At 39.1% G+C, this 19,458-nt stretch carries 17 protein-coding genes; 4 read left to right on the plus strand and 13 right to left on the minus strand.

From position 1 onward, the window contains the following. Positions 1-5: 5 nt before the first annotated feature. The 4 genes from QFZ87_RS17590 to QFZ87_RS17605 form a co-directional block, all read right to left on the minus strand. Positions 6-677: a phosphatase PAP2 family protein gene (locus QFZ87_RS17590; protein WP_309864032.1), complete on the minus strand. Its 672-nt coding sequence runs from the start codon at positions 675-677 to the stop codon at positions 6-8. Between the two features lie 399 nt (positions 678-1,076). Then, positions 1,077-1,862: a TerC family protein gene (locus QFZ87_RS17595; RefSeq protein WP_309864034.1), complete on the minus strand. Its 786-nt coding sequence runs from the start codon at positions 1,860-1,862 to the stop codon at positions 1,077-1,079. 283 nt (positions 1,863-2,145) lie between these two features. Next, positions 2,146-2,790 carry a pyridoxamine 5'-phosphate oxidase family protein gene (locus QFZ87_RS17600; RefSeq protein WP_309864038.1) on the minus strand — a complete coding sequence of 215 codons (645 nt, stop codon included), beginning with the start codon at positions 2,788-2,790 and terminating at the stop codon, positions 2,146-2,148. Between the two features lie 8 nt (positions 2,791-2,798). Continuing rightward, positions 2,799-4,331, minus strand: coding sequence for a carboxypeptidase M32 (locus QFZ87_RS17605; protein ID WP_309864041.1), 1,533 nt, complete (start codon positions 4,329-4,331; stop codon positions 2,799-2,801). 320 nt (positions 4,332-4,651) lie between these two features. Here QFZ87_RS17605 and QFZ87_RS17610 point away from each other — a divergent pair, with 320 nt between their 5' ends. Next, positions 4,652-6,733, plus strand: coding sequence for a peptidoglycan D,D-transpeptidase FtsI family protein (locus QFZ87_RS17610; RefSeq protein ID WP_396133934.1), 2,082 nt, complete (start codon positions 4,652-4,654; stop codon positions 6,731-6,733). 33 nt (positions 6,734-6,766) lie between these two features. On the opposite strand, the gene QFZ87_RS17615 is transcribed toward QFZ87_RS17610, so the two are convergent. From QFZ87_RS17615 to QFZ87_RS17635, 5 genes are read right to left on the minus strand one after another with little or no spacing between them, the layout of a single operon-like run. Further along, complete coding sequence (locus QFZ87_RS17615; protein WP_396133935.1) at positions 6,767-7,255, minus strand: (2Fe-2S)-binding protein; 489 nt, start codon at positions 7,253-7,255, stop codon at positions 6,767-6,769. Continuing rightward, positions 7,248-8,087, minus strand: coding sequence for an FAD binding domain-containing protein (locus QFZ87_RS17620; RefSeq protein ID WP_309864050.1), 840 nt, complete (start codon positions 8,085-8,087; stop codon positions 7,248-7,250). Before QFZ87_RS17620 ends, QFZ87_RS17615 begins: the two co-directional genes overlap by 8 nt. Beyond that, positions 8,088-10,406, minus strand: coding sequence for a xanthine dehydrogenase family protein molybdopterin-binding subunit (locus tag QFZ87_RS17625; protein ID WP_309864054.1), 2,319 nt, complete (start codon positions 10,404-10,406; stop codon positions 8,088-8,090). 29 nt (positions 10,407-10,435) lie between these two features. Beyond that, the gene (locus QFZ87_RS17630; protein WP_309864057.1) at positions 10,436-11,044 is read right to left on the minus strand and encodes a nucleotidyltransferase family protein; all 609 of its coding nucleotides are present in this window, start codon (positions 11,042-11,044) and stop codon (positions 10,436-10,438) included. Then, positions 11,026-12,036 (minus strand): XdhC family protein, encoded by a 1,011-nt coding sequence (locus QFZ87_RS17635; protein WP_309864060.1) that lies wholly within the window; start codon positions 12,034-12,036, stop codon positions 11,026-11,028. Before QFZ87_RS17635 ends, QFZ87_RS17630 begins: the two co-directional genes overlap by 19 nt. 131 nt (positions 12,037-12,167) lie before the next feature. On the opposite strand from QFZ87_RS17635, the gene QFZ87_RS17640 reads away from it, so the two are divergent. Continuing rightward, a complete protein-coding gene (locus QFZ87_RS17640; RefSeq protein WP_309864064.1) occupies positions 12,168-13,709 on the plus strand; it encodes a multicopper oxidase family protein in 1,542 nt (513 codons plus the stop codon). A 16-nt stretch (positions 13,710-13,725) separates the two neighbouring features. On the opposite strand, the gene QFZ87_RS17645 is transcribed toward QFZ87_RS17640, so the two are convergent. After that, positions 13,726-14,235: an NUDIX hydrolase gene (locus QFZ87_RS17645; protein ID WP_309864068.1), complete on the minus strand. Its 510-nt coding sequence runs from the start codon at positions 14,233-14,235 to the stop codon at positions 13,726-13,728. A 104-nt stretch (positions 14,236-14,339) separates the two neighbouring features. On the opposite strand from QFZ87_RS17645, the gene QFZ87_RS17650 reads away from it, so the two are divergent. Further along, positions 14,340-15,710, plus strand: coding sequence for an MFS transporter (locus tag QFZ87_RS17650; RefSeq protein WP_309864071.1), 1,371 nt, complete (start codon positions 14,340-14,342; stop codon positions 15,708-15,710). A 650-nt stretch (positions 15,711-16,360) separates the two neighbouring features. On the opposite strand, the gene trhA is transcribed toward QFZ87_RS17650, so the two are convergent. Together trhA and QFZ87_RS17660 are read right to left on the minus strand one after the other, a co-directional pair. Beyond that, positions 16,361-17,008 (minus strand): PAQR family membrane homeostasis protein TrhA, encoded by a 648-nt coding sequence (gene trhA / locus QFZ87_RS17655; protein WP_309864073.1) that lies wholly within the window; start codon positions 17,006-17,008, stop codon positions 16,361-16,363. Positions 17,009-17,652: 644 nt separating this feature from the next. Beyond that, a complete protein-coding gene (locus tag QFZ87_RS17660) occupies positions 17,653-18,264 on the minus strand; it encodes a LysE/ArgO family amino acid transporter (protein WP_309864075.1) in 612 nt (203 codons plus the stop codon). A gap of 79 nt (positions 18,265-18,343) precedes the next feature. Here QFZ87_RS17660 and QFZ87_RS17665 point away from each other — a divergent pair, with 79 nt between their 5' ends. After that, on the plus strand, positions 18,344-18,856 hold the full coding sequence (locus QFZ87_RS17665; RefSeq protein ID WP_309864078.1) for a CBO0543 family protein: 513 nt from the start codon (positions 18,344-18,346) through the stop codon (positions 18,854-18,856). Positions 18,857-19,002: 146 nt separating this feature from the next. Here QFZ87_RS17665 and QFZ87_RS17670 read toward each other — a convergent pair whose 3' ends face one another. After that, positions 19,003-19,449, minus strand: a complete 447-nt coding sequence (locus QFZ87_RS17670) for a GNAT family N-acetyltransferase (RefSeq protein WP_309864081.1) — start codon at positions 19,447-19,449, stop codon at positions 19,003-19,005. Between the last annotated feature and the right edge of the window lie 9 nt (positions 19,450-19,458).

Below are 19,458 nucleotides of genomic sequence, written 5' to 3' on the forward strand. Positions count from 1 at the left end.
AAAATTTAAGCCACTTCTTTTTCTCGCTTATATTTCTTATTATACTTCTTTTCCATATAAAATTGGAAAAACAAAATCGCAGTTGTTAACCAAAAGCCGCTTGCAAAATACCCACCAATAATATCACTTGGATAATGGACTCCCAGATAGATTCGGCTAATCCCAATGGATAGAATCATTCCCACACTCACAAAAATCAATAGCACCCTTCCCCATCTGTTGGGTATATGTCGCCACAACAGAAAGGATACGACTCCATATACTGTAAAAGCATTCATCGCATGTCCGCTAGGAAAGCTGAATCCCCCGACTTCTATTAATCGGTGCAAATTTGGGCGGACTCTGTGGAAAAATTGCTTTAAGAGTTCATTTAAAATGGCCGAACCCATGACCGTACCGATAAATAAGATTAGTTCTAAACGATGATGCAATACTTTGTATAGGAAAATTAATAGCACCAAGCTAAGTCCGGTGACAACAGGAGCCGATCCAATCGTGGTAAAAAACTTCATCGTGCGAGTAAGTCCAATTGACTCCAAACCTTGTATATATTGAATAACATCATGATCAAATTGATTAATCTTTTGGTCGCTAATAAACAATGATATCAAACTAAAGCCCATTATGGAAATGGCGCTTATGAAAAATGCGATGACAAGTCTTATTTTTAAGCTCATTATGATAATCCTTTCTATTCTTATCCCATTGTAGAACTATCTATAAATAACAACACACTAGTTGGAAATTGACGGAGAACATGGGAAGGTAGTCTATACGTGACCGAAACTCTTCTCCATCTGGCATTTCGGGCTCATAGAACCCCTCTACGCGACCGTAACCCTTCTCCGTCAGGCATTTCGGGCTCGTAGAACCCGTCTACGCGACCGAAACCCTTCTCCATCATGCATTTCGGGCTCGTATAACACGTAAACGTGACCTAACCCCCTCATCCTGTAATGAGATTAGGCATATAGATATTTTTTGCCTAAGGGACTTTCCATTAATATTTCTTCCCTCAGAATTAGTATGTCAAATAATCATAGTAAAATGAAAACTCGCCAATTGGCGAGTCTTCTTTATAACGCCTTGGCTTTATGCACGGTCTCTTCAGCTTTATCTTTAGAAAACAGAAAACCTGCCACAGCAATACCGACTAATACAACATAAAACGTGACTTTCCATTCAGTCGAATGAGCAAATTCCTCATTTAATATAGCTAATGACGGGTGCGAAAGTGTGTAGACAGCTAGTTTTACCCCTACCCAGCCTACGATTGTAAAGGCAGCGATTTCTAACCCCGGCTTTTTTTCGAGAAGCTTCACAAAGAGATTGGCTGCAAAACGCATAATGATCAGGCCAATAATACCACCTGCAAAAATAACTAAAAACTTACCACCATCCAGTCCACCAATATTAGGTAACGGAGTATCTGGAAGAACAACAGCCATTGCTACAGCTGCAAGGATGGAGTCTACTGCAAAGGCGATATCAGCTAATTCCACCTTAAACACCGTACTCCAGAATCCCCCCACTTTTTTACTCTCATTCTTGTCCTTCGTTTCTTCTGCTTTTCCCTTAATTACCTTACGGAAAACATGATTACCTGCCATAAATAATAAATAAAGTGCTCCAATCGCTTGGACCTGCCATACATCTACAAGGTATGAAATGACAAATAACGAGGCAAAGCGGAATACAAAGGCGCCAGCTAAACCATAAAATAAAGCTTTTTTCCGCTCTTCTTCAGGAAGGTGCTTAACCATAATTGCCAGCACTAGCGCATTGTCTGCTGCTAAAAGGCCTTCAAGCGCAATGAGAATAAGCAATACCCAGCCATACTCGAGTAATAGAGATACATCCATGAAAATTCCTCCTCTAAAAGGTATGTTTTTTCTAAAATACTCCCTAACGCCAAATAAAAAGGCCTTTACCGCTTACCAGTAAAGGCCTTAAAAAAAACAGAAAAAGACCTTTACCGTAAAGTAAAGGTCTTGCTAACAACGTCCATGTTGCCAATAAAGCCGGAGAAACATGTTTCTCGAAATGACGACTTTATTGTAGCAGCTACTCCCCTTTAAAAAGGAAATATTTTATTACTAATAATATATTAAACTTTCAATAAAATGTCAATGGTTTCTAGAAAGATTAATACAGTCTTTGCTCATACCCTTCGTGAAGGCTTGCTTCCACTTCATCCACGGTTATACCCTTGATATTGGTGTGATCAGCTAAAATTTTTGCAGCTCTTGGTAAAGATTTCTTATCCAACCAACTCTCTGGTTTCCAGAGGCCAGAACGGATTAAGGCTTTCGCGCAGTGAATAAAGCACTCCTCTACCTCAACCCCAATTCCCACTAAAGGCGCCTTCCCGTTAACCGCCATTTTTTCTAATAAATCCTCATCTGTGACGATACAAGCTTTCCCATTTACACGAAGTGTTTCTCCAAGACCTGGGATCAAAAATTGCAGTCCGACAAAAGGATTTTCAAGAATATTATTCATGGAATCCACTCGTTTGTTTCCTGGTCTTTCAGGTATGATAAGTTGCTTATCATTTAACACCAATACAAAACCTGGCTGGTCTCCTCGCGGTGAAACATCACAATGTCCACTTTTATTAGCAGTGGACATAACTAAAAATGGTGACATGCTAATAAAATTCTTGCAATGAATATCTAAATGATTAATCACCTTTTTTTGTGCTCTTTCACTAGGAGTCCCCATCAGATTTCGAAGTTCGTCTTTTGTTGTAATCTTATTTTTAAAGCTTAGAGTTTCCTGCATCAACATTTCATCCTCTATAGTTCGTATACTTCCGTATATTTCTTCTCTAAATACTCCACAAGATAATCTGCGTTTAATTCTTCACCTGTTACTCTTACAATTAACTCATTTGGCGTATAAAGCTTACCGTACTGATGAATCTTTTCCTTTAACCATTCCTGAATTAAATCAAACCGTCCGTTTTCAATATGGTTATTAAACTCCGGTAATTCGTTTTGAATGGTACGAAGGATTTGGGCAGCATAGAGATTACCTAATGAATAGGACGGGAAGTAACCAATTCCACCGAAGGACCAATGGACATCTTGAAGAACGCCCTCTGTATTCGTATTAGGTGTAACACCAAGGTAATCCTGCATTTTTTGGTTCCAAATATCCGGAAGATCTTTCACTTCAATTTCACCGCCTATTAAGGCCTTTTCGATTTCATAACGAAGCATGATGTGAAGATTATAGGTTAATTCGTCTGCTTCCACACGGATAAATGATGGCTGCACTGTATTAACTGCACGATAGAAATCTTCAACCGAAACATTTTCCAATTGGTTTGGAAAATACTCTTGAAGCTTTGGATAAAAATACTTCCAGAATTCCTTACTGCGTCCAATCATATTTTCTAAGAATCGAGATTGTGATTCATGAATACCAAAGGATGCGCCGCTTTGAAGGACCGACTCCTCGAAAGCTGGGTTAACATGTTGTTCATAAATTCCATGACCTGCCTCATGAATCGTCCCAAATAAAGCGGAACGGACATTCTTTTCTAAATAACGGGTGGTTAAACGTACATCCCCGGTATTAACGGTTTGTGCAAATGGATGAACCGTTTCGTCCAGTCGCCCTGCATTCATGTCAAAACCAATAATCGGTAAAATAAACCGATTAAATTTTTTTTGTTTTTCTATTTCAAAAGATTGATCGAAAATTTCGACTTTGGTTGGTTTTCCATTTTTCTTAATGCGTTCTAATAGATTTACACTAGATTCTCTTAGCTTAGCGAATAATGGATCTAGTTTTTTCACAGTTAATCCTGGCTCAAACTCATCCAACAATGCATCGTATGGATGCTCCTCATAGCCATAAATTTCAGCGAACTTTCGCTTATATTCTACTATTTTCTCTAGTGAAGGAAGGTAACGGGCAAAATCATTGTTTTCCCGAGCTTCTTCCCAGGCATCATTCGCTTGGGCTGTAAGTATGCTATATTCTTGAAAAAGGTCAGCTGGTATACTTTTAGATTTTTGATAATACTCTTTGTATTCTCGTACTTTCGCTTTTGTCATTTCGTCTAATCCCTCAGTTTTTTCAGTAGACGATAATGTCTCTAACAGGTCACCCATTTCTTGTGAGACCGAAAGCTTAAATACTTCCGTTCTAAGGGTTCCTGCTGCTTTAGCAAACACATTTCTCCCTTTTTTCGGAGCCATCACCTTTTGATCCCAATCTGCCAATCCTATAATACTTGAAAAATGAGTAATCTTTTCATCTAGCGCTTTGAACTGCTCCAACGCTTTTTCTACTGTTGGATCCATTACTTTTTGTTCCATTATGTAGACCTCCTCATAGCTCTTTTCTATGTCTATTAAGTATGCTGATGTTGCAACAACATCAAACTTAATTATAAATTAAAAATTCAAATTAGGGAAAAAATTAAAAAACAGTTTCATTGACAATTAATTTAAGATCCTCGACTAAATCAGGCATATTTTTTACCTATTGTAGATAAAAATATGATTCTTACCAATATGTTAATAAAGGGTATTTTTTATAGTATTTGTTATTTTTAGCATTTATTTTCCATTTGTTGTTGTTCCTTCTGAATGGATAAGGCATAATAAATACTGACCACAAGCTAGAGTGTAAAAGGATGTGTTACATTTTGGAGAAACCCAATAAGAAAAAGTCCCATTTCCCCTTTCGATTAAATATCCTTTTTTTTAGTGTCTTTTTATTATTTTCAATACTTATATTACGCCTAGGCTTTGTTCAAATTGTTTATGGTGAAAACTTTAAACGAGACTTAGAAAGAAAAGAAGATATTACAGTGAGTAATCCTGTCCCCAGAGGGAAGATGTTTGATAGAGATTTTAAAGTGGTTGTTGACAATATCCCTAAAAGTGCCATTACCTTTACAAACGAGGGGTTTACCCAGAAGGAAATGCTTGGGACTGCCAAAAAACTAGCCCAATTGATTGACAAAAATACCGATAAAGTCACTCTAAGGGAAAAGAAAGATTTCTGGATTATGAAACATCCGAATCTTGCAGATAAGAAAATTACACAAGAAGAAAAAGCCTTATTAGCTGCCAAAAAAATTACCGATAAAGAACTCTACAAATTAAAAGTTGATCGAGTGACCGATGCTGAATTACAAACTTTAACTGCGAATGATCTCGAGGTCATGGCCATCTACCGAGAATTTATTAGCGGTTATAAATTCACACCACAGATTGTTAAAAATGAAAACGTGACCGATAAGGAATTTGCAGTTGTAAGTGAAAATCTTCAATCACTTCCTGGGGTAGAAACAACGACAGATTGGGACCGCGCTTACACATTTAAAGATACATTGCGATCAGTATTAGGAAAAGTAACAAAATCTGATGAGGGTTTACCTGCAGAACAATTAGATTATTTTTTGGCAAGAGGATACAGTCGTAATGACCGCGTCGGCAAGAGCCAACTCGAAATGCAATATGAAGATGTTCTACACGGTTATAAATCCAAAGTAAAAAACATTACCGATAAGACAGGAAGCGTCATCGAGACACAACCTGTGACTGACGGAAAAAAAGGAAACGACCTTGTCCTTACAATAGATATGGACCTGCAAATGGCAGTAGATAAAATAATTGAAGATGAGCTTTGGGCAGCAAAGAGATCACCCGGGACTGCACTAACTGATCGGGCTTACGTGGTTTTAATGGACCCACATACTGGTGAAGTATTAGCGATGTCTGGAAAAAAGATTGTAAAAGATCCTGACACAGGAAAAGTGGAAATGATGGATGATGCACTAGGCACTTTCACTACTACATATAATGTTGGTTCTGCTGTTAAAGGCGCAACTATTCTAACTGGATTTAAAACTGGAGCCATTTCTCCTGGAACGGTATTTGATGATACGGGTTTAAAAATCAAAGACACCCCAATAAAGAAGTCATATGCGTATTTGGGAAGAGTAAATGAAATAGACGCCTTGAAAAAATCATCTAACGTTTATATGTTTCATACGGCAATCCGGATCGGACAAGGACATTATGAGTATGAAAAACCATTAAATTTTTCTAATCCGAAAGCATTTGAAACGATTAGAAATTCTTTCTCCTCATTTGGTTTGGGCACAAGAACGGGTATAGATTTACCAAATGAGCAAACAGGATTTAAAGGGCAGAGTAAGCTACCTGGTTATTTACTTGACCTTGTTATTGGTCAATATGATACCTACTCAACGATGCAACTTGCTCAATACGTTTCAACCATTGCCAATGGGGGCAACCGAATGCAGCCACATGTAGTGAAGCAAATTAGACATTCTGCAGAGGATGGCGAAGAACTCGGGCCTGTCGCACAGGAAATGACACCAACTGTGCTCAATACCATAGATGTTAAGAAACAATGGATGAGCCGTGTACAAACAGGATTTAAGAAAGTGATGCAGGAGCCTGGTGGAACAGCAACTAAGTTTTTTAGCGATGTTAAGTATTCTCCTGCAGGGAAAACAGGAACGGCAGAAGCCTTTTATGACGGACCATTAAGAAGTCAATTTGGGAAAGAGCCGCCCCCGGTCATGAATCTAAGCTTGGTAAGTTATGCCCCAAGCACGAATCCTGAAGTCGCGATGGCCGTGATTGTTCCTTGGGCCTATCAAGGAACGGTTGATAACAGAGCTAATTTAAAAATTGGCCGAAAGGTTCTTGATACGTATTTTCAACTGAAGAATAAATAGTCAGTCAATCATAGGGTGCCTAATATGGCACCTTTATTTTTTGGATAGTACTGATTTTACCGCCTGCTCAATTTCTAAATAGCTCGTGCAGCGGCAAATATTCGACTCCAACCACTCTTTAATGGTTGAGTCATTCGCATTCGGATGATTTTCAATTAATGCATGACAGTTCAAGATGAAGCCTGGAGTGCAATACCCGCATTGAAAAGCAAAGTTGTCTATAAAAGCTTGTTGAATAGGAGTCCCCTGGAGCCCTTCAATAGTTGTCACCTTTTTCCCAACAGCCTCCACAGCTAGCATTAAACAGGATTTCATTGGCCAACCGTCAATATTAACCGTACAGGCCCCACAGTCCCCATTTAAACAGCCTGGCTTAGCTCCAGTAAGACCCAATTTCCCCCTTAATGTATATAATAGAGTATCGGCATAGCGCACAGTAGTTACTCGGCTCTCACCATTAACATGTAAGGTTATTGTGTTTGATTTCAAACTACCATCTCCCCTATTACCGCTTTCAACCATTCCCTCTATCTAAGGCGGACAACACATCCATCAATACATGTCGTAATACAAATAAGCGATACTCTGCAGAACCCTCGATATCGTCCAAAATTGGATTTGGCAGCGAAGATAGTGCTCGTTCCACTCTTTCCTCTACTGAATAGAGCTTGTTATTCAAAGTTTCCTCCATTTCCGATGATCGAAAAGGAAATGGACATAACCCGCTTACTGCTACCCGTATCTCTTCAGCTATTTTTAAAGCTGCCACTGTAATTAACGGATAGCCAGTTTCCCATTGCTGGCGGCGTTTCATACTAAAATAGGGTGCTTTTACAAAACGGTTTTCTGTTACAAATTGCACTAATATTTCACCATTGTTTAATTTTAACTGACCTTGAAACACATCATTTATGGGCACTATTTTTTTCCCTTCGGGTCCTGTGATGAATAATTGACTGTCTGCAAGTAAGAATGGAAGAACCGCTTCTCTATAAAAAATTCTTGCACAAATATTACCGCCTAACGTAATCTTTCCTCTCGCCGTATGGTCAGCTACCTCACTAGCTGTTTTTGTTAGCAGTGGAAAAAGATTCGCTTCTTCTATTTTTGTTAAAGATAGCGTGCTTCCAAGCAACAAATGATCTCCGCTTACTTGCATTACATTACACTCGGCAATGCCCTTTATATCAATAACAGCTTCTGTATACGCCATATCAATGCGACCGAGCGTAATCAATTCTGTTCCTCCAGAGTAAATCATTGGCTGTTTACCCTGTTGATCTAAGTATTGGTATAGATGGACAGCTTCTTCTAATGTTTCTGGTTGATAAAATTCGAAATCAAAAGGAAGCATTTACTTGGCCGCCTCCTTTGCTTTCCAAATTAATTCTGGAAGTAAGGGTAGATGATGCAGGGATACACCAGCTGCTGTTGATAAAGCATTCCCAAGCGCTCCCGGCATCCCCATGAGTCCATGTTCTCCTACACCCCTGGCTCCGTAGGGTCCGTCTAGCTGAGGCGTTTCAATAAATCCCACCAAATACTCTGGATTTTCACCATACCTTAATGGTCGATACGTCCTTAGCTGTGGATTCAATACTCTGCCCAGGTCATCAAAGTAAAAAGTTTCTCGACCCGCAAAGGCGAGACCCATACTCATCGCTCCCATGACCTGTCCGAGTGCTGCTTTTTCATTTAATACCTTCCCAATATCAACCACTGTTGCAGCTTTTAGTAATCGGTACGTGTAATCTCTCCTATCAAACTCCACCTCTACACCGTACGCTGCTACCGTCCACTCTGGACCTGGTTTTCCTGCACCTGTTTCGCGGTCTAGATGTGTAAGATGTCGTAAAATAAAGTTCCCCTTGCCGATAATTTGCCCGCCAATAGAATTCCCATTTGGATATTCATATCCATATCCTATATCCTTAAAATCAAGACCAATAGCTGGGTCGTCACGCAAATATACACGACTGTCCCCTACTTCTAAGTCTTCCTTTGGGGCCCTTAAAACGGTAGAAGCGATATCTTTTAGCTGCCTAATAACATCATCAGCTGCTTCTAAAAGGGCTCTACCGGCCATGAACGTTCCCCTGCTAGCGACCGTCTTCCAGTGTTCAGGAGTCGTCTGGGTATCCACTTCCATACGAACATGGATTTTGTTCACATCCATTTTCAGCCGCTCTGCAAGAATTTGAGCGAGGACGGTTTTTGTTCCAGTACCAATTTCAATTACACCGGACATTAAATTGATACTACCATCCGGATTAAACGTGAGAATAACTCCTGAAGGTGCATTGGGATCAATTGTTGAGGTTTTCCAGCTGCAACTGACTCCCTTGACACGAATAAATCTGTCATTCATCTCTTTAATTGGCCCTTCATTCCAGTTGATTAACTCTCTTACTCTATCAATGCATTTAGGCAGATTTCCTACATTACTCTTATTCAATCTGACTCTTGTTGGTGTGGTATGCCCAGGAAGAATCGCATTTATCCTCCTTAAATCAAGAGGATCGATATTTAATTTTTGAGCAAGCAAATCCATTGTTCTTTCGATGGCAAAAGAAAGCTCAGAATGACTAAAGCCCCTAAATGGTGCTGCATAAGGATGATTGGTATACATGCAATAGGAATCGCACCAAACATTTTCCATATGATACGGCCCAGTACAATCGGCTGCTCCTGCCCTCGTTAAATCGGTTGCTTTATCGGAATACGCTCCTCCGTCCCATAAATATCGAATTTCAGCAGCCCTGATTTTCCCTGTTCGATCGGCCCCCAATTTAACCGTTGCATCTAAACCGATATGGCACGGAGAGGTGAGAATATCTTCTTCTCTTGTATTAAGTATTTTCACGGGTTTTCCGCCTACTTCCTTAGATGCCAAGTAGGCCAGCACCTCGAGTTGGACGGAAGCCTTCCCACCATATGCTCCTCCAACAAGCGGCGTATGAACGATTATCTTCCCAATGTCCTCACCGAAATAGTCGGAAATAAGCCTTTTTACCATGAAAGGTGCCTGTGAAGAGGTAGTAATGGTAATATTACCGTCTGGGAGAATCTCTGCTGTTGCACACCTAGTCTCTATCGCGGCGTGATCAGATGGAGAGAAGGAGAAACTCGCTTCCACCACTGCTTCACTTTCATTCCAGCCCCTTTCCATATTTCCTTTCCGAATTTTAATATGTGTGGCAATATTGGTGTCAGGCACCGGGTAGACATCTTTCTCTTTTTTATATTCTCCCAAACGCTCATGTACCAGTGGGGCGTCCTTTTGGATTGCTTGTGTTGGTGAATTGACAACAGGCAGTAGTTCATATTGGACGTTAATTAGGTCTGCTGCTTTCTTGGCTTGTACTGGCGTATCAGCCACAACGAGTGCAACTGGTTCACCGTGATAACGCACCTTGTCAACAGCAATTGGTGGCCGGTCGCGAATGGCTTCTCCTGTTAGCGGGAACTGTTGGCCGGCAAGGATTGCTCTGACACCGGGTACCTTCCTTGCATCGGTTGTATCTATGCTTACAATTTTTGCATGACCATATGGACTAATGACCATTTTTGCTGAAAGCATTGGAAATGGTTGATAGTCATTCGTATATTTTGCCCGACCTGTTACCTTATCCCTCGCCTCTTTGCGAATCACGCTCTTTCCAAGAATCTCCAACGTCATCCCTCCCCTCACCTTATGTTTGGCTACATTTTCTTTACAAACTGATAATCTTCCATGGTATCCACATCAAAAAAGCATTCCTTACTTTCAAGTATTATTTGTTTCCCGCTCTCACTCTCCCTTCCTCGAATGATTTCCCGTGCTCCTTGATCACCTTCTAATTCTTCGATAAGTGAAAAAATGCGCTTAGTAATTAAAATGGGTGGTTTCGAAACCCCATTGTGAGTGTACGAAATATAGGAATAGTCTGGGGCAACCAAGTATTCCTCTATTAACCGATTAATCATCCAATAAGTGACATTAGGCTGGTCTGCTAAAAGCACCACCACCCCGGAAGCCCCCAACTGTGAAGCCGCACTCACTCCCGCTTTCAACGAAGCACTTAATCCTCGGTCTGCCTGATCACATTCTACTAACCTCCAACCCAACATTTCCGAAAAAGGAGCTAACCAATGAAGCGAATCTTCCTTTCGCGTGACAGCGATAACCGCCTCTAGCTTGGAATCTAAGGCCGCCTGAAACGCCATGCTCCCTACAAACCTATTTCCAAGTGGTAAATTCAGTTTAGAACAGCCCATTCTACTGCTCCTACCAGCTGCAAGATAAATCCCTACTAATCGGGTATGGTCCATAACAGTTCCACTCGTTCATGTCTTGGTTTTCTCCAAACCTCAATCATTTCTGCAACAATGCTTACTGCTATTTCTTCAGGCCCTACTGCTTTAATGGGTGCTCCAATCGGCGAATAAATCCATGTAGGGATTTCTTCACCGTTAAGCAACCGCTTTGTTCTTTCTCTTGGTCCTAAAACTCCTAAGTATCTAACATTTTCATGAAGTAAATGGAAAAGAAATTCCTGATCCCTTTGAAAATGATGAGACATAATAACCACAAAATCATAAGAAGAAAAAGATAACTGATTTACTAATTCACTAGGAAAACCAACCATAACATGTTCTGCAGTAGGAAAGTTATCCTTCTGACAGAGCTCGCTTCGCCAGTCACTAACAATCACAGAAAAACCTGTTTCCGCTGCCAGTGTGACAAGTGGAATAGCATCAGGTCCTGCTCCAAACACAATTAAACGCGGCTTAGGCTGATACGTATGCTGAAAAATAGATTTCTCTGTCATAACGCCACTTTTTGAGGTAAACTCAATTACCGGTATTTTTCCGCTCCAGGTTCCGAATGAAGCACCCTCCTCCTCAATAAACACATACTCTCCAAGTTCATCTAGCCGTTTTAAGGTAATCACTGGCTTATGACAGTTCAATAGACTTTTTACCAGCCTATAATCCTCGATTAATTGTGAAGTTAGAGGCTCAAGTAGAATATCGATGTTCCCATTACAGCCTGATCCCTGACCCCATCCAAAATCGTTTTCTTCACTTAAGTCATACTGAAGGATCACTGCCTCCTGTTCCCTCATAACTTTCTTTGCTCGTATAGCTAAATCCGTTTCTAGACAGCCAGCACTCAACATCCCGTTATAAGAGCCGTCTTCAAAAAAAATCATCGTTGCCCCTTCTTTTTTATAAGCTGAACCATTTACACTAATAATTGTAGCTAAGGCTTTTCTCCCCTTCTTTTCCATCACTTCGAATATTGGATAAATATCATCCATGGAAGCCCCCCACTTTACCCATAAAATTTCTACCTTATTTATATTAATTAGGAGGCTATTCCTAGAATGATTAATTTTTCCTTTACTCCCAACATAATCATTATTTATAACTAGCTGGAAGGAGCATTTCAATGAAACTAACAAAATTCAAAGATCCTTTAACCATCCCACCAGTATTAAAACCTAAATGGAAAACAGCCAAATATACGTATTATGAAGTGAATATGATCGAAGCAATGCAGTCTCTACATAGTGATTTACCAAAAACAAGGGTGTGGGGTTATGAAGGGATGTATCCGGGACCAACTTTTGAGGTTGAAGCGGGTGAAAGGGTTTATGTAAAATGGCAAAATAAACTTCCCAATCATCACCTTTTTCCGATTGATCATACAGTTCATGGGGCAGAGAAGGAGAAACCTGATGTTCGAACAGTTGTCCACCTTCATGGAGGCAGAACAGAACCTGCCAGTGATGGCTATCCTGATGCTTGGTTTACCAAAGATTTTCGTGTGAAGGGTCCTTTTTTTGAAAAAGAGATTTATGAATATGGAAACCAACAAAGTTCCAGGGCCCTCTGGTATCATGATCACGCCATTGGATTAACGCGACTAAATATCTATGCGGGGCTTGCTGGGTATTATATTATCCGAGACAAGCATGAACGTTCATTAAATCTACCAACAGGTAAATTTGAAATCCCGTTACTTCTTCAAGACCGTTCTTTTCATGAGGATGGCTCATTATCCTACCCCTATCAGCCGGAGAATAATCTCTCTGGTATAAAACCATCTATTATTCCATCTTTCTTTGGAGATACAATCGTTGTCAATGGAACTGTGTGGCCTTATTTAGAAGTAGAGCCACGTAAGTATCGGTTCCGTCTGTTAAACGCAGCCAATGCCCGCTTTTTCCGACTAAGTCTTGACCCTAAGCAACTGTTTTATCAAATTGGAACAGATAGTGGATTTCTAGAACAACCAATTGGTGTAAAAACATTACTAATTGCACCGGCCGAGCGCATGGATATCATAATTGACTTTAGTAATATGGAGGGCCAGTCCATTCTATTGAAAAATGACGCTCCTACACACTTCCCTTCCGGGGATCCCGTCGATCCGAATACAACTGGAACCGTTATGCAGTTTCGGGTATCTAAATCTCTGTCAAGGATTGATACAAGTGTAATTCCTGCCTATTTAGGTCCCATTACTAAACTTCAAGTACCAATGGCAAAAAGAACTAGATGGTTAGAGTTGAGTGAAGAAAAGGACTCATACGGTAGATCACTTTTTCTCCTAGATAAAAAAAAATGGGACTTTCCGATAACAGAAAATCCACAGGTTGGGTCTATTGAGTTATGGAATTTTATTAATACCACTGGGGATGATCATCCGATTCATATCCATTTAGTTCAATTTCAAATCCTTGACCGCCAGCCTTTTGACGTGAAGCATTTTAAACGAACACAACAAATTAAGTTCACAGGTGCTCCGATGCTCCCTGATTTAGGAGGACGCGGCTGGAAGGACACTGTCAAATGTCCTCCTGGCCAAATCATCCGAATAATTATCCCGTTTTTCCCCTACACTGGTCGGTATGTTTGGCATTGTCACATGCTTGAACATGAAGATTACGAAATGATGCGGCCGTACATTATTCTTCCTTCGAATTAATCCCGGGGCTTTCCATTCAAGTAATTGGAATATATTCTTTTAATATTGCTTGTAGTATTGCATAGCAAAGTTCCGAATCGTTCATCTTGTTCTCTTTTATCTTATTAAGACAATCTTTTATTTTTACTTTTATCACCTTAATATTCTCATGCTCCTCAAGCTGTTGGTGCTGTTTTATTCCGATTTCCTCTGTAAAAAAAGCATGGGTAATTTCATTTGTCCTCCAGGATGCAGGCTGTAAAAACCCAAGATAATGGACTGTACCACATTGGTAACCCGTTTCTTCTAAAAATTCACGTCTTGCTGCCTGCTCCAACTCCTCCCCCTTTTTCACACCACCACCCGGTAATTGCTGTACAGTCGTTCCTATCGGTTTTCTATGTTGCTCAATTAATAGGAATGAATCTCCTTCCTTTGCTAGTATAACTACCCCATCATTTTCTTCTAGCTCAAAATAAGGTCTGTGAAATCCATCCTCTTTTAGTTTCATGCCAGCTAACTCTAGCAATGTTTTTTCTTTTTCCATTGTTGTCTCCTTTTTCTTCATTTTTTTTATATTTTATCACTATTTCAACTCTATTTTGGTATATTAAGGAAAGGAATAACTTGAAATCAGTGAAGGATGAAGTCATGAAGAAAAATCGTACACTATTTTTATCAGCTGTTGCATCTGGAACGATGTTAAATCCCCTTAACTCTTCCATGATTGCTTTAGCCTTACATAGTATTCAAAAGGATTTCCAGCTTTCTTTTGCAACAGTATCCTGGCTAATTTCTAGCTTCTATTTAGCAAGTGCTGTTGCTCAACCTGTTACAGGAAAAATAGGTGATTTATTCGGAAGGAAAAAGACCTTTTTAATAGGATTAGTGCTCGTTGCACTCTCCGCCATTGGAGCACCATTATCAACATCCTTTCTCTTATTGCTCGGTATGAGACTTGTTCAATCCATTGGCAGTAGCGCCATCTATCCCTCCGGTATGGCATTAATTAGAGATAATATTAAAGAAAAACAAGCATCCGCACTTGCTGTTCTTTCTATTTTTGCTTCAGCGATGGTAGCGCTTGGTCCAACAATTGGAGGTTTATTAATTGTGTGGGGTGGCTGGCCAGCCATTTTTTGGGTAAACTTCCCGTTTATTATCATAAGTTTTCTGCTCGGCTGGTACATGTTTCCTAAGGATGTTAAAAAGGATAAGGAACATATAAAAAAATTATTTTCTAATATGGATTTTATGGGGATGATATTCTTTGCCGCAGGTATGGTGTTCTTTTTATGGTTTTTGTTATCTTTTGAATCCAAGATTCAATATTTTTCAGGGATCGCAGGTATTATTTTCTTTTGTCTTTTTGTCTGGAGAGAATTAAATGTAACAGAACCATTTATCGACATTCGAATTTTTAAATCACACCCTAAACTTTCTATGGTATATATTCAGTTCATTCTATTAAATATCTTTTTTTATTGTTTATTCTTTGGACTTCCCAGCTATTTTCAAGAAGTACTAGGAGTAAGTGTCGAAAAGAGTGGATTGTTAATGCTGTTTATGTCAGGCATCAGCATTGTAATTTCATCTGTAACCGGGAAATGGATTGACAGAAAAGGAGTATACCAGCCAATTGTTATCGGAGCCTTTCTCTCGATTGTTGGAGGATTAAGTTTTACCATGTTTTTTGTTGGGTCTTCTTACTGGGGGATTGGCATCATTTTATCGATTATGGGCTTAAGCTATGGAATTGGAAATGTGGTTCTTCAAGTGGCAATGGTCAAAGAGAGTCCTAAAGAAATTGTCGGTACAGCTTCAGGACTGTTTCAAACCTGCAGGTACTTAGGCTCCATTTTATCCTCCATCATACTAGGATTAATTTTTGGGGAAGAAATATCAGCTGAAAGCATGAAAATAATTGGAACCGTATTAATTATTACGGGGATCGCCAGTTTTTTAATGAGCCTATGGTTTTCAAAGGAATCCATGCATTTTAGAAAAATGAAACATGTTTAATAGACTATTCCATTACCTTCCAAAACAAAACAGCACCCTCTTGGATTAACGGGTTCCTTTACCTGTCACAAAAATCCAAAATGTATATTAAAATGACCATCAATTTGTATATGAATTTGATGGTCATTTTTTATTGATATAACACGAAAAATTATAAAAATAGGCGTGAAACTGTAGTCAAATTTGTACATCAATATGCTATGTTTTTATTTACAAATTCACGTTTTCTATGGCATTGGCTCTGTTGATATTTATTGTTCATTATCGGGTAGGTATGAGAATTAAATAGGCGGAGAATTTCCGGTTAATGACTAAAGAGAAAGCTTAAGGAGAGGAAATAAGCGGAAATATTCCGGTTAACTTCTCAAAATAAGACAATATCAAGAGATCTGGATCATATAAGCGGAAAATCTCCGCTTATTCTTACGGAAATATGGGTATTTCCCAATTTAAGCGGAATTTATCCGGTTATTTTTCAAACACAGTGAAATCAACATTCAGTTATAACTGTTCCTTGGCCTAAATGCTCTTTGTAATGTAAAAAGCCCTGCATTTTGCAGGACAAAATGTATAACAAATATAAGGACATTTTTAAATGCATTTTTATAATATGTGACAGGTATCTGAACCCGTTAATCTTGGATGCTGTTTTATTTTATTGGTAAAACATACAATAACACACAGAAAAAGTGTGCTGTACTTCCAGCCATTACAAACAAATGCCAAACCGCATGATGATACTTAAATCCTCGCCAAACGTAAAAAATGGCTCCTAGCGTATAAAGTGCGCCGCCTATTATTAAGTACGTCATGCCCTCTGGGGACAAATTAGCAGCAAGTGATTTCCATGCAAAAACAATTAACCAACCCATAACCACATAAAGCAAGGTCGATGTAAACAGATACTTTTTAACAAAAAAACATTTAAATATTGTTCCAGCAATGGCAAGTCCCCATACTACCCCAAATAGGGTCCACCCCATGGCTCCTTTAATTACAATTAGTAAAAAAGGGGTATATGTTCCGGCGATAAAAAAGTAAATAGAGGAATGGTCAAATATTTCAAATACGTCCTTTGCTTTTCCCTCAGGCAAGCTATGTAATAGGGTTGAAGACATATATAGGAGGAGCATTGTTACTCCAAAAATCGTAAAACTGACAATATGCCAGGCAGTTCCATATAGTGAAGCAAATACGATTAAAATGACTAAGGCGGAAATGCTTAGTAATGCCCCAATGCCATGTGTAATCGAGTTAGCTATTTCCTCCTGTTTGGAAAACGTATGTGTTGTTGCCACGATTCATCTCTCCCTTCAAATCCTCCCAAGTTAGAAATGGGATATTTAAGAAAATAACACGTTAAATGAATGGAATCAATGGACATCTGTCATATTAAATAGATTACCTTTCATACTATTACTTTTTATTTCTTCCCGCCATTAATTTCTTAATATGATCTTTAGGGTCCCAACAGTTAAATTTAAAATTGGTTTGGGTTTGGTAACCTAAGCGGCTGCAAAAATAGGCTATATTACTGTTCTTCTTTTCTATTTTAAAGTGCTTACAGGTGGCACAACAATGATAATCCTTCATCCTTTTCACCTTTCTTAAACTATTAATCTTTCCTTAATAGTTTGTTCATATTTATTTATTAAGATATAAATAGGTTCACGGAAGAACCTTTAACCTCCGCCCCCCTTAATATATAGATGGAAATGCCCGGCATTTGTGCCGGGTAATTTTTTTTATTATTGGCTCAGTGAAACTTGCCTGTTGATTTCCGCTCCAGGCTCTTCGCTTTCCGTGGGCGTTTCGGCGAGCCTCCTCGGCGCCTGCGCCTGCGGGGTCTCCCCTGAACCGTACTCCCACAGGAGTCTTCGAGCCTTCCGCTCCAATCAACAGGGTATAAAAATTAAAACTGTTCTTTAACACAGCCTTATTATTAATAGTTTAATGAAAAGATAAGGTAAATGGCTGTTCCCCACATAATTAATGCTGATAGTTTATTTAAGATAAGAATAAATCTTCCAGACTGGTCAAGCTTTCCAACTATTCTTCCTGCAAGTGAGAGTCCAAAAAACCACATCCACGATACAAAAATACAGGACAACATGAAGGCCAGCTTTGCTGAACCTGAATAGGACAAGGAGCTAGTCCCAATCACTCCGATTGTATCCATAATAGCATGAGGATTTAAAAGTGAAACTGAAGCCGCAAATACAAACTGCTTACGTGGCGAAAAACTTTGATTCGATGTTTCTTCTATATGAGCTTGGCTTTTCCAGGTGGTATATCCCATGTAAATTAAAAACAGAATGCCAATGAGAAGGAGCGTAACCTTAATCCATACTACCCCTAAGACAACGGCTGAAACCCCAAAGACAGCTAAGGAAATCAACAGCGTATCACAAAGGGAAGCAGTTAACACAACAGGGAGCACGTAGACCCACCTTTGCTGCAACGCCCCCTGATTAAAAACAAACACATTTTGAACCCCTAATGGCAGAATGAGTCCAAATGCCAAAATGAAGCCATGAAATATTGCACTAAACATTTTCTCTCTCCTATAAAAAATGGTATACATACATTTCTAATTTTTTGGTTAACATAAATACTAAAAAAGGATTTTGCCTGTGTATCTTGTTATTGTAATCGTTGTTTATATTATTTTTGCTAAAATTTTTGTCGACTGGAGTCGTTGGAAAGAGTTTTATCCAACTATTCAGTATTTTACTATTTGTAATCTGGCTTATAACTTTATATTTTTCAATCATACTCTTTGGGCTTACAAAGCGGTAACTGTCAAATGGTTAAACCACACGATTATTGAACTGACTTTTACTTTTTTCGTTATTCCTGTGGTGATTATGATTTATCTGCAGTACTTTCCAAAAGGGAGAAAAGGGGTTCTCTATATTGCTGTTTGGATTGCTTATTTTTCAATACTAGAACTCTTATTTTACAAAAGAGGCTTATTCCTTTATGAAAATGATTGGGGCCCTATTTGGTCAACTTTTTTTAATACCATCATGTTTATCATATTGCGTATACACCATAAAAAGCCGTTGGCTGCCATGCTGTGTTCCATCCCGGTTATTGCCATCTTACTATACTTTTTTCACCCGTTGTATCATGAACTAAAATAACGTTGAGGACGTGAGAAAATGACCGAAACTATACTCTCGCTTCCGCTTTTCTTGCTACTGCTGTTATCAGTTTATATTGCCATGGCTATTTTTTTATTTAAAAATAAAAAATAAAGGGTTGCCTAAAAAGAAAAAGCAGCCCTTTGTCATGATCTTTTTCTCTCCATAAAGATTTCCGGGTTACTAATCTCCTGAAAACCATATTGTGCATATAAACCATGAGCATCGTTGGTACATAACAGCATTTTACCAACATGTTTAAGGTCTGAATGCTCCGTTACAACCTCCATCATCCATTTTGATAGTCCCTTTCCCCGATGTTCTTTCAAAACAAATACATCCATTATATAAGCAAAACGAACAAAATCCGTGGCAGCACGGACAAAGCCTATCTGAGCAGCGTGTTCAAATCTGGGGTCACCCTCATAGAGTCCAAAACAAATGGAGGAATGCTCAATCGACTTAGCCACCGATTCAATGGTAATACCTTTGGCCCAATACGAATCATTACTCAAAAATTTGTGAATGACATAGATATCTAGATATTGTTTTTGCGTACTGATAGTAAAACCATTGTTACTCCATGTAGACATGTTATCGTC

This window comes from Bacillus sp. SLBN-46, assembly GCF_031453555.1.
GTDB lineage: Bacteria > Bacillota > Bacilli > Bacillales > Cytobacillaceae > Neobacillus.

Excerpts from the sequence above, each read along its gene's own strand:
- QFZ87_RS17610 (WP_396133934.1), top strand. The coding sequence starts at position 4,652 with ATGTGTTACATTTTGGAGAAACCCAATAAGAAAAAGTCCCATTTCCCC.
- QFZ87_RS17670 (WP_309864081.1), bottom strand. The coding sequence starts at position 19,449 with ATGTCTACATGGAGTAACAATGGTTTTACTATCAGTACGCAAAAACAA.
- QFZ87_RS17590 (WP_309864032.1), bottom strand. The coding sequence starts at position 677 with ATGAGCTTAAAAATAAGACTTGTCATCGCATTTTTCATAAGCGCCATT.
- QFZ87_RS17620 (WP_309864050.1), bottom strand. The coding sequence starts at position 8,087 with ATGCTTCCTTTTGATTTCGAATTTTATCAACCAGAAACATTAGAAGAA.
- QFZ87_RS17635 (WP_309864060.1), bottom strand. The coding sequence starts at position 12,036 with ATGGATGATATTTATCCAATATTCGAAGTGATGGAAAAGAAGGGGAGA.
- QFZ87_RS17660 (WP_309864075.1), bottom strand. The coding sequence starts at position 18,264 with ATGTTTAGTGCAATATTTCATGGCTTCATTTTGGCATTTGGACTCATT.
- QFZ87_RS17595 (WP_309864034.1), bottom strand. The coding sequence starts at position 1,862 with ATGGATGTATCTCTATTACTCGAGTATGGCTGGGTATTGCTTATTCTC.
- QFZ87_RS17650 (WP_309864071.1), top strand. The coding sequence starts at position 14,340 with ATGAAGAAAAATCGTACACTATTTTTATCAGCTGTTGCATCTGGAACG.
- QFZ87_RS17645 (WP_309864068.1), bottom strand. The coding sequence starts at position 14,235 with ATGGAAAAAGAAAAAACATTGCTAGAGTTAGCTGGCATGAAACTAAAA.
- QFZ87_RS17640 (WP_309864064.1), top strand. The coding sequence starts at position 12,168 with ATGAAACTAACAAAATTCAAAGATCCTTTAACCATCCCACCAGTATTA.
- QFZ87_RS17630 (WP_309864057.1), bottom strand. The coding sequence starts at position 11,044 with ATGGACCATACCCGATTAGTAGGGATTTATCTTGCAGCTGGTAGGAGC.
- QFZ87_RS17605 (WP_309864041.1), bottom strand. The coding sequence starts at position 4,331 with ATGGAACAAAAAGTAATGGATCCAACAGTAGAAAAAGCGTTGGAGCAG.
- QFZ87_RS17600 (WP_309864038.1), bottom strand. The coding sequence starts at position 2,790 with ATGTTGATGCAGGAAACTCTAAGCTTTAAAAATAAGATTACAACAAAA.
- QFZ87_RS17615 (WP_396133935.1), bottom strand. The coding sequence starts at position 7,255 with ATGGTTGAAAGCGGTAATAGGGGAGATGGTAGTTTGAAATCAAACACA.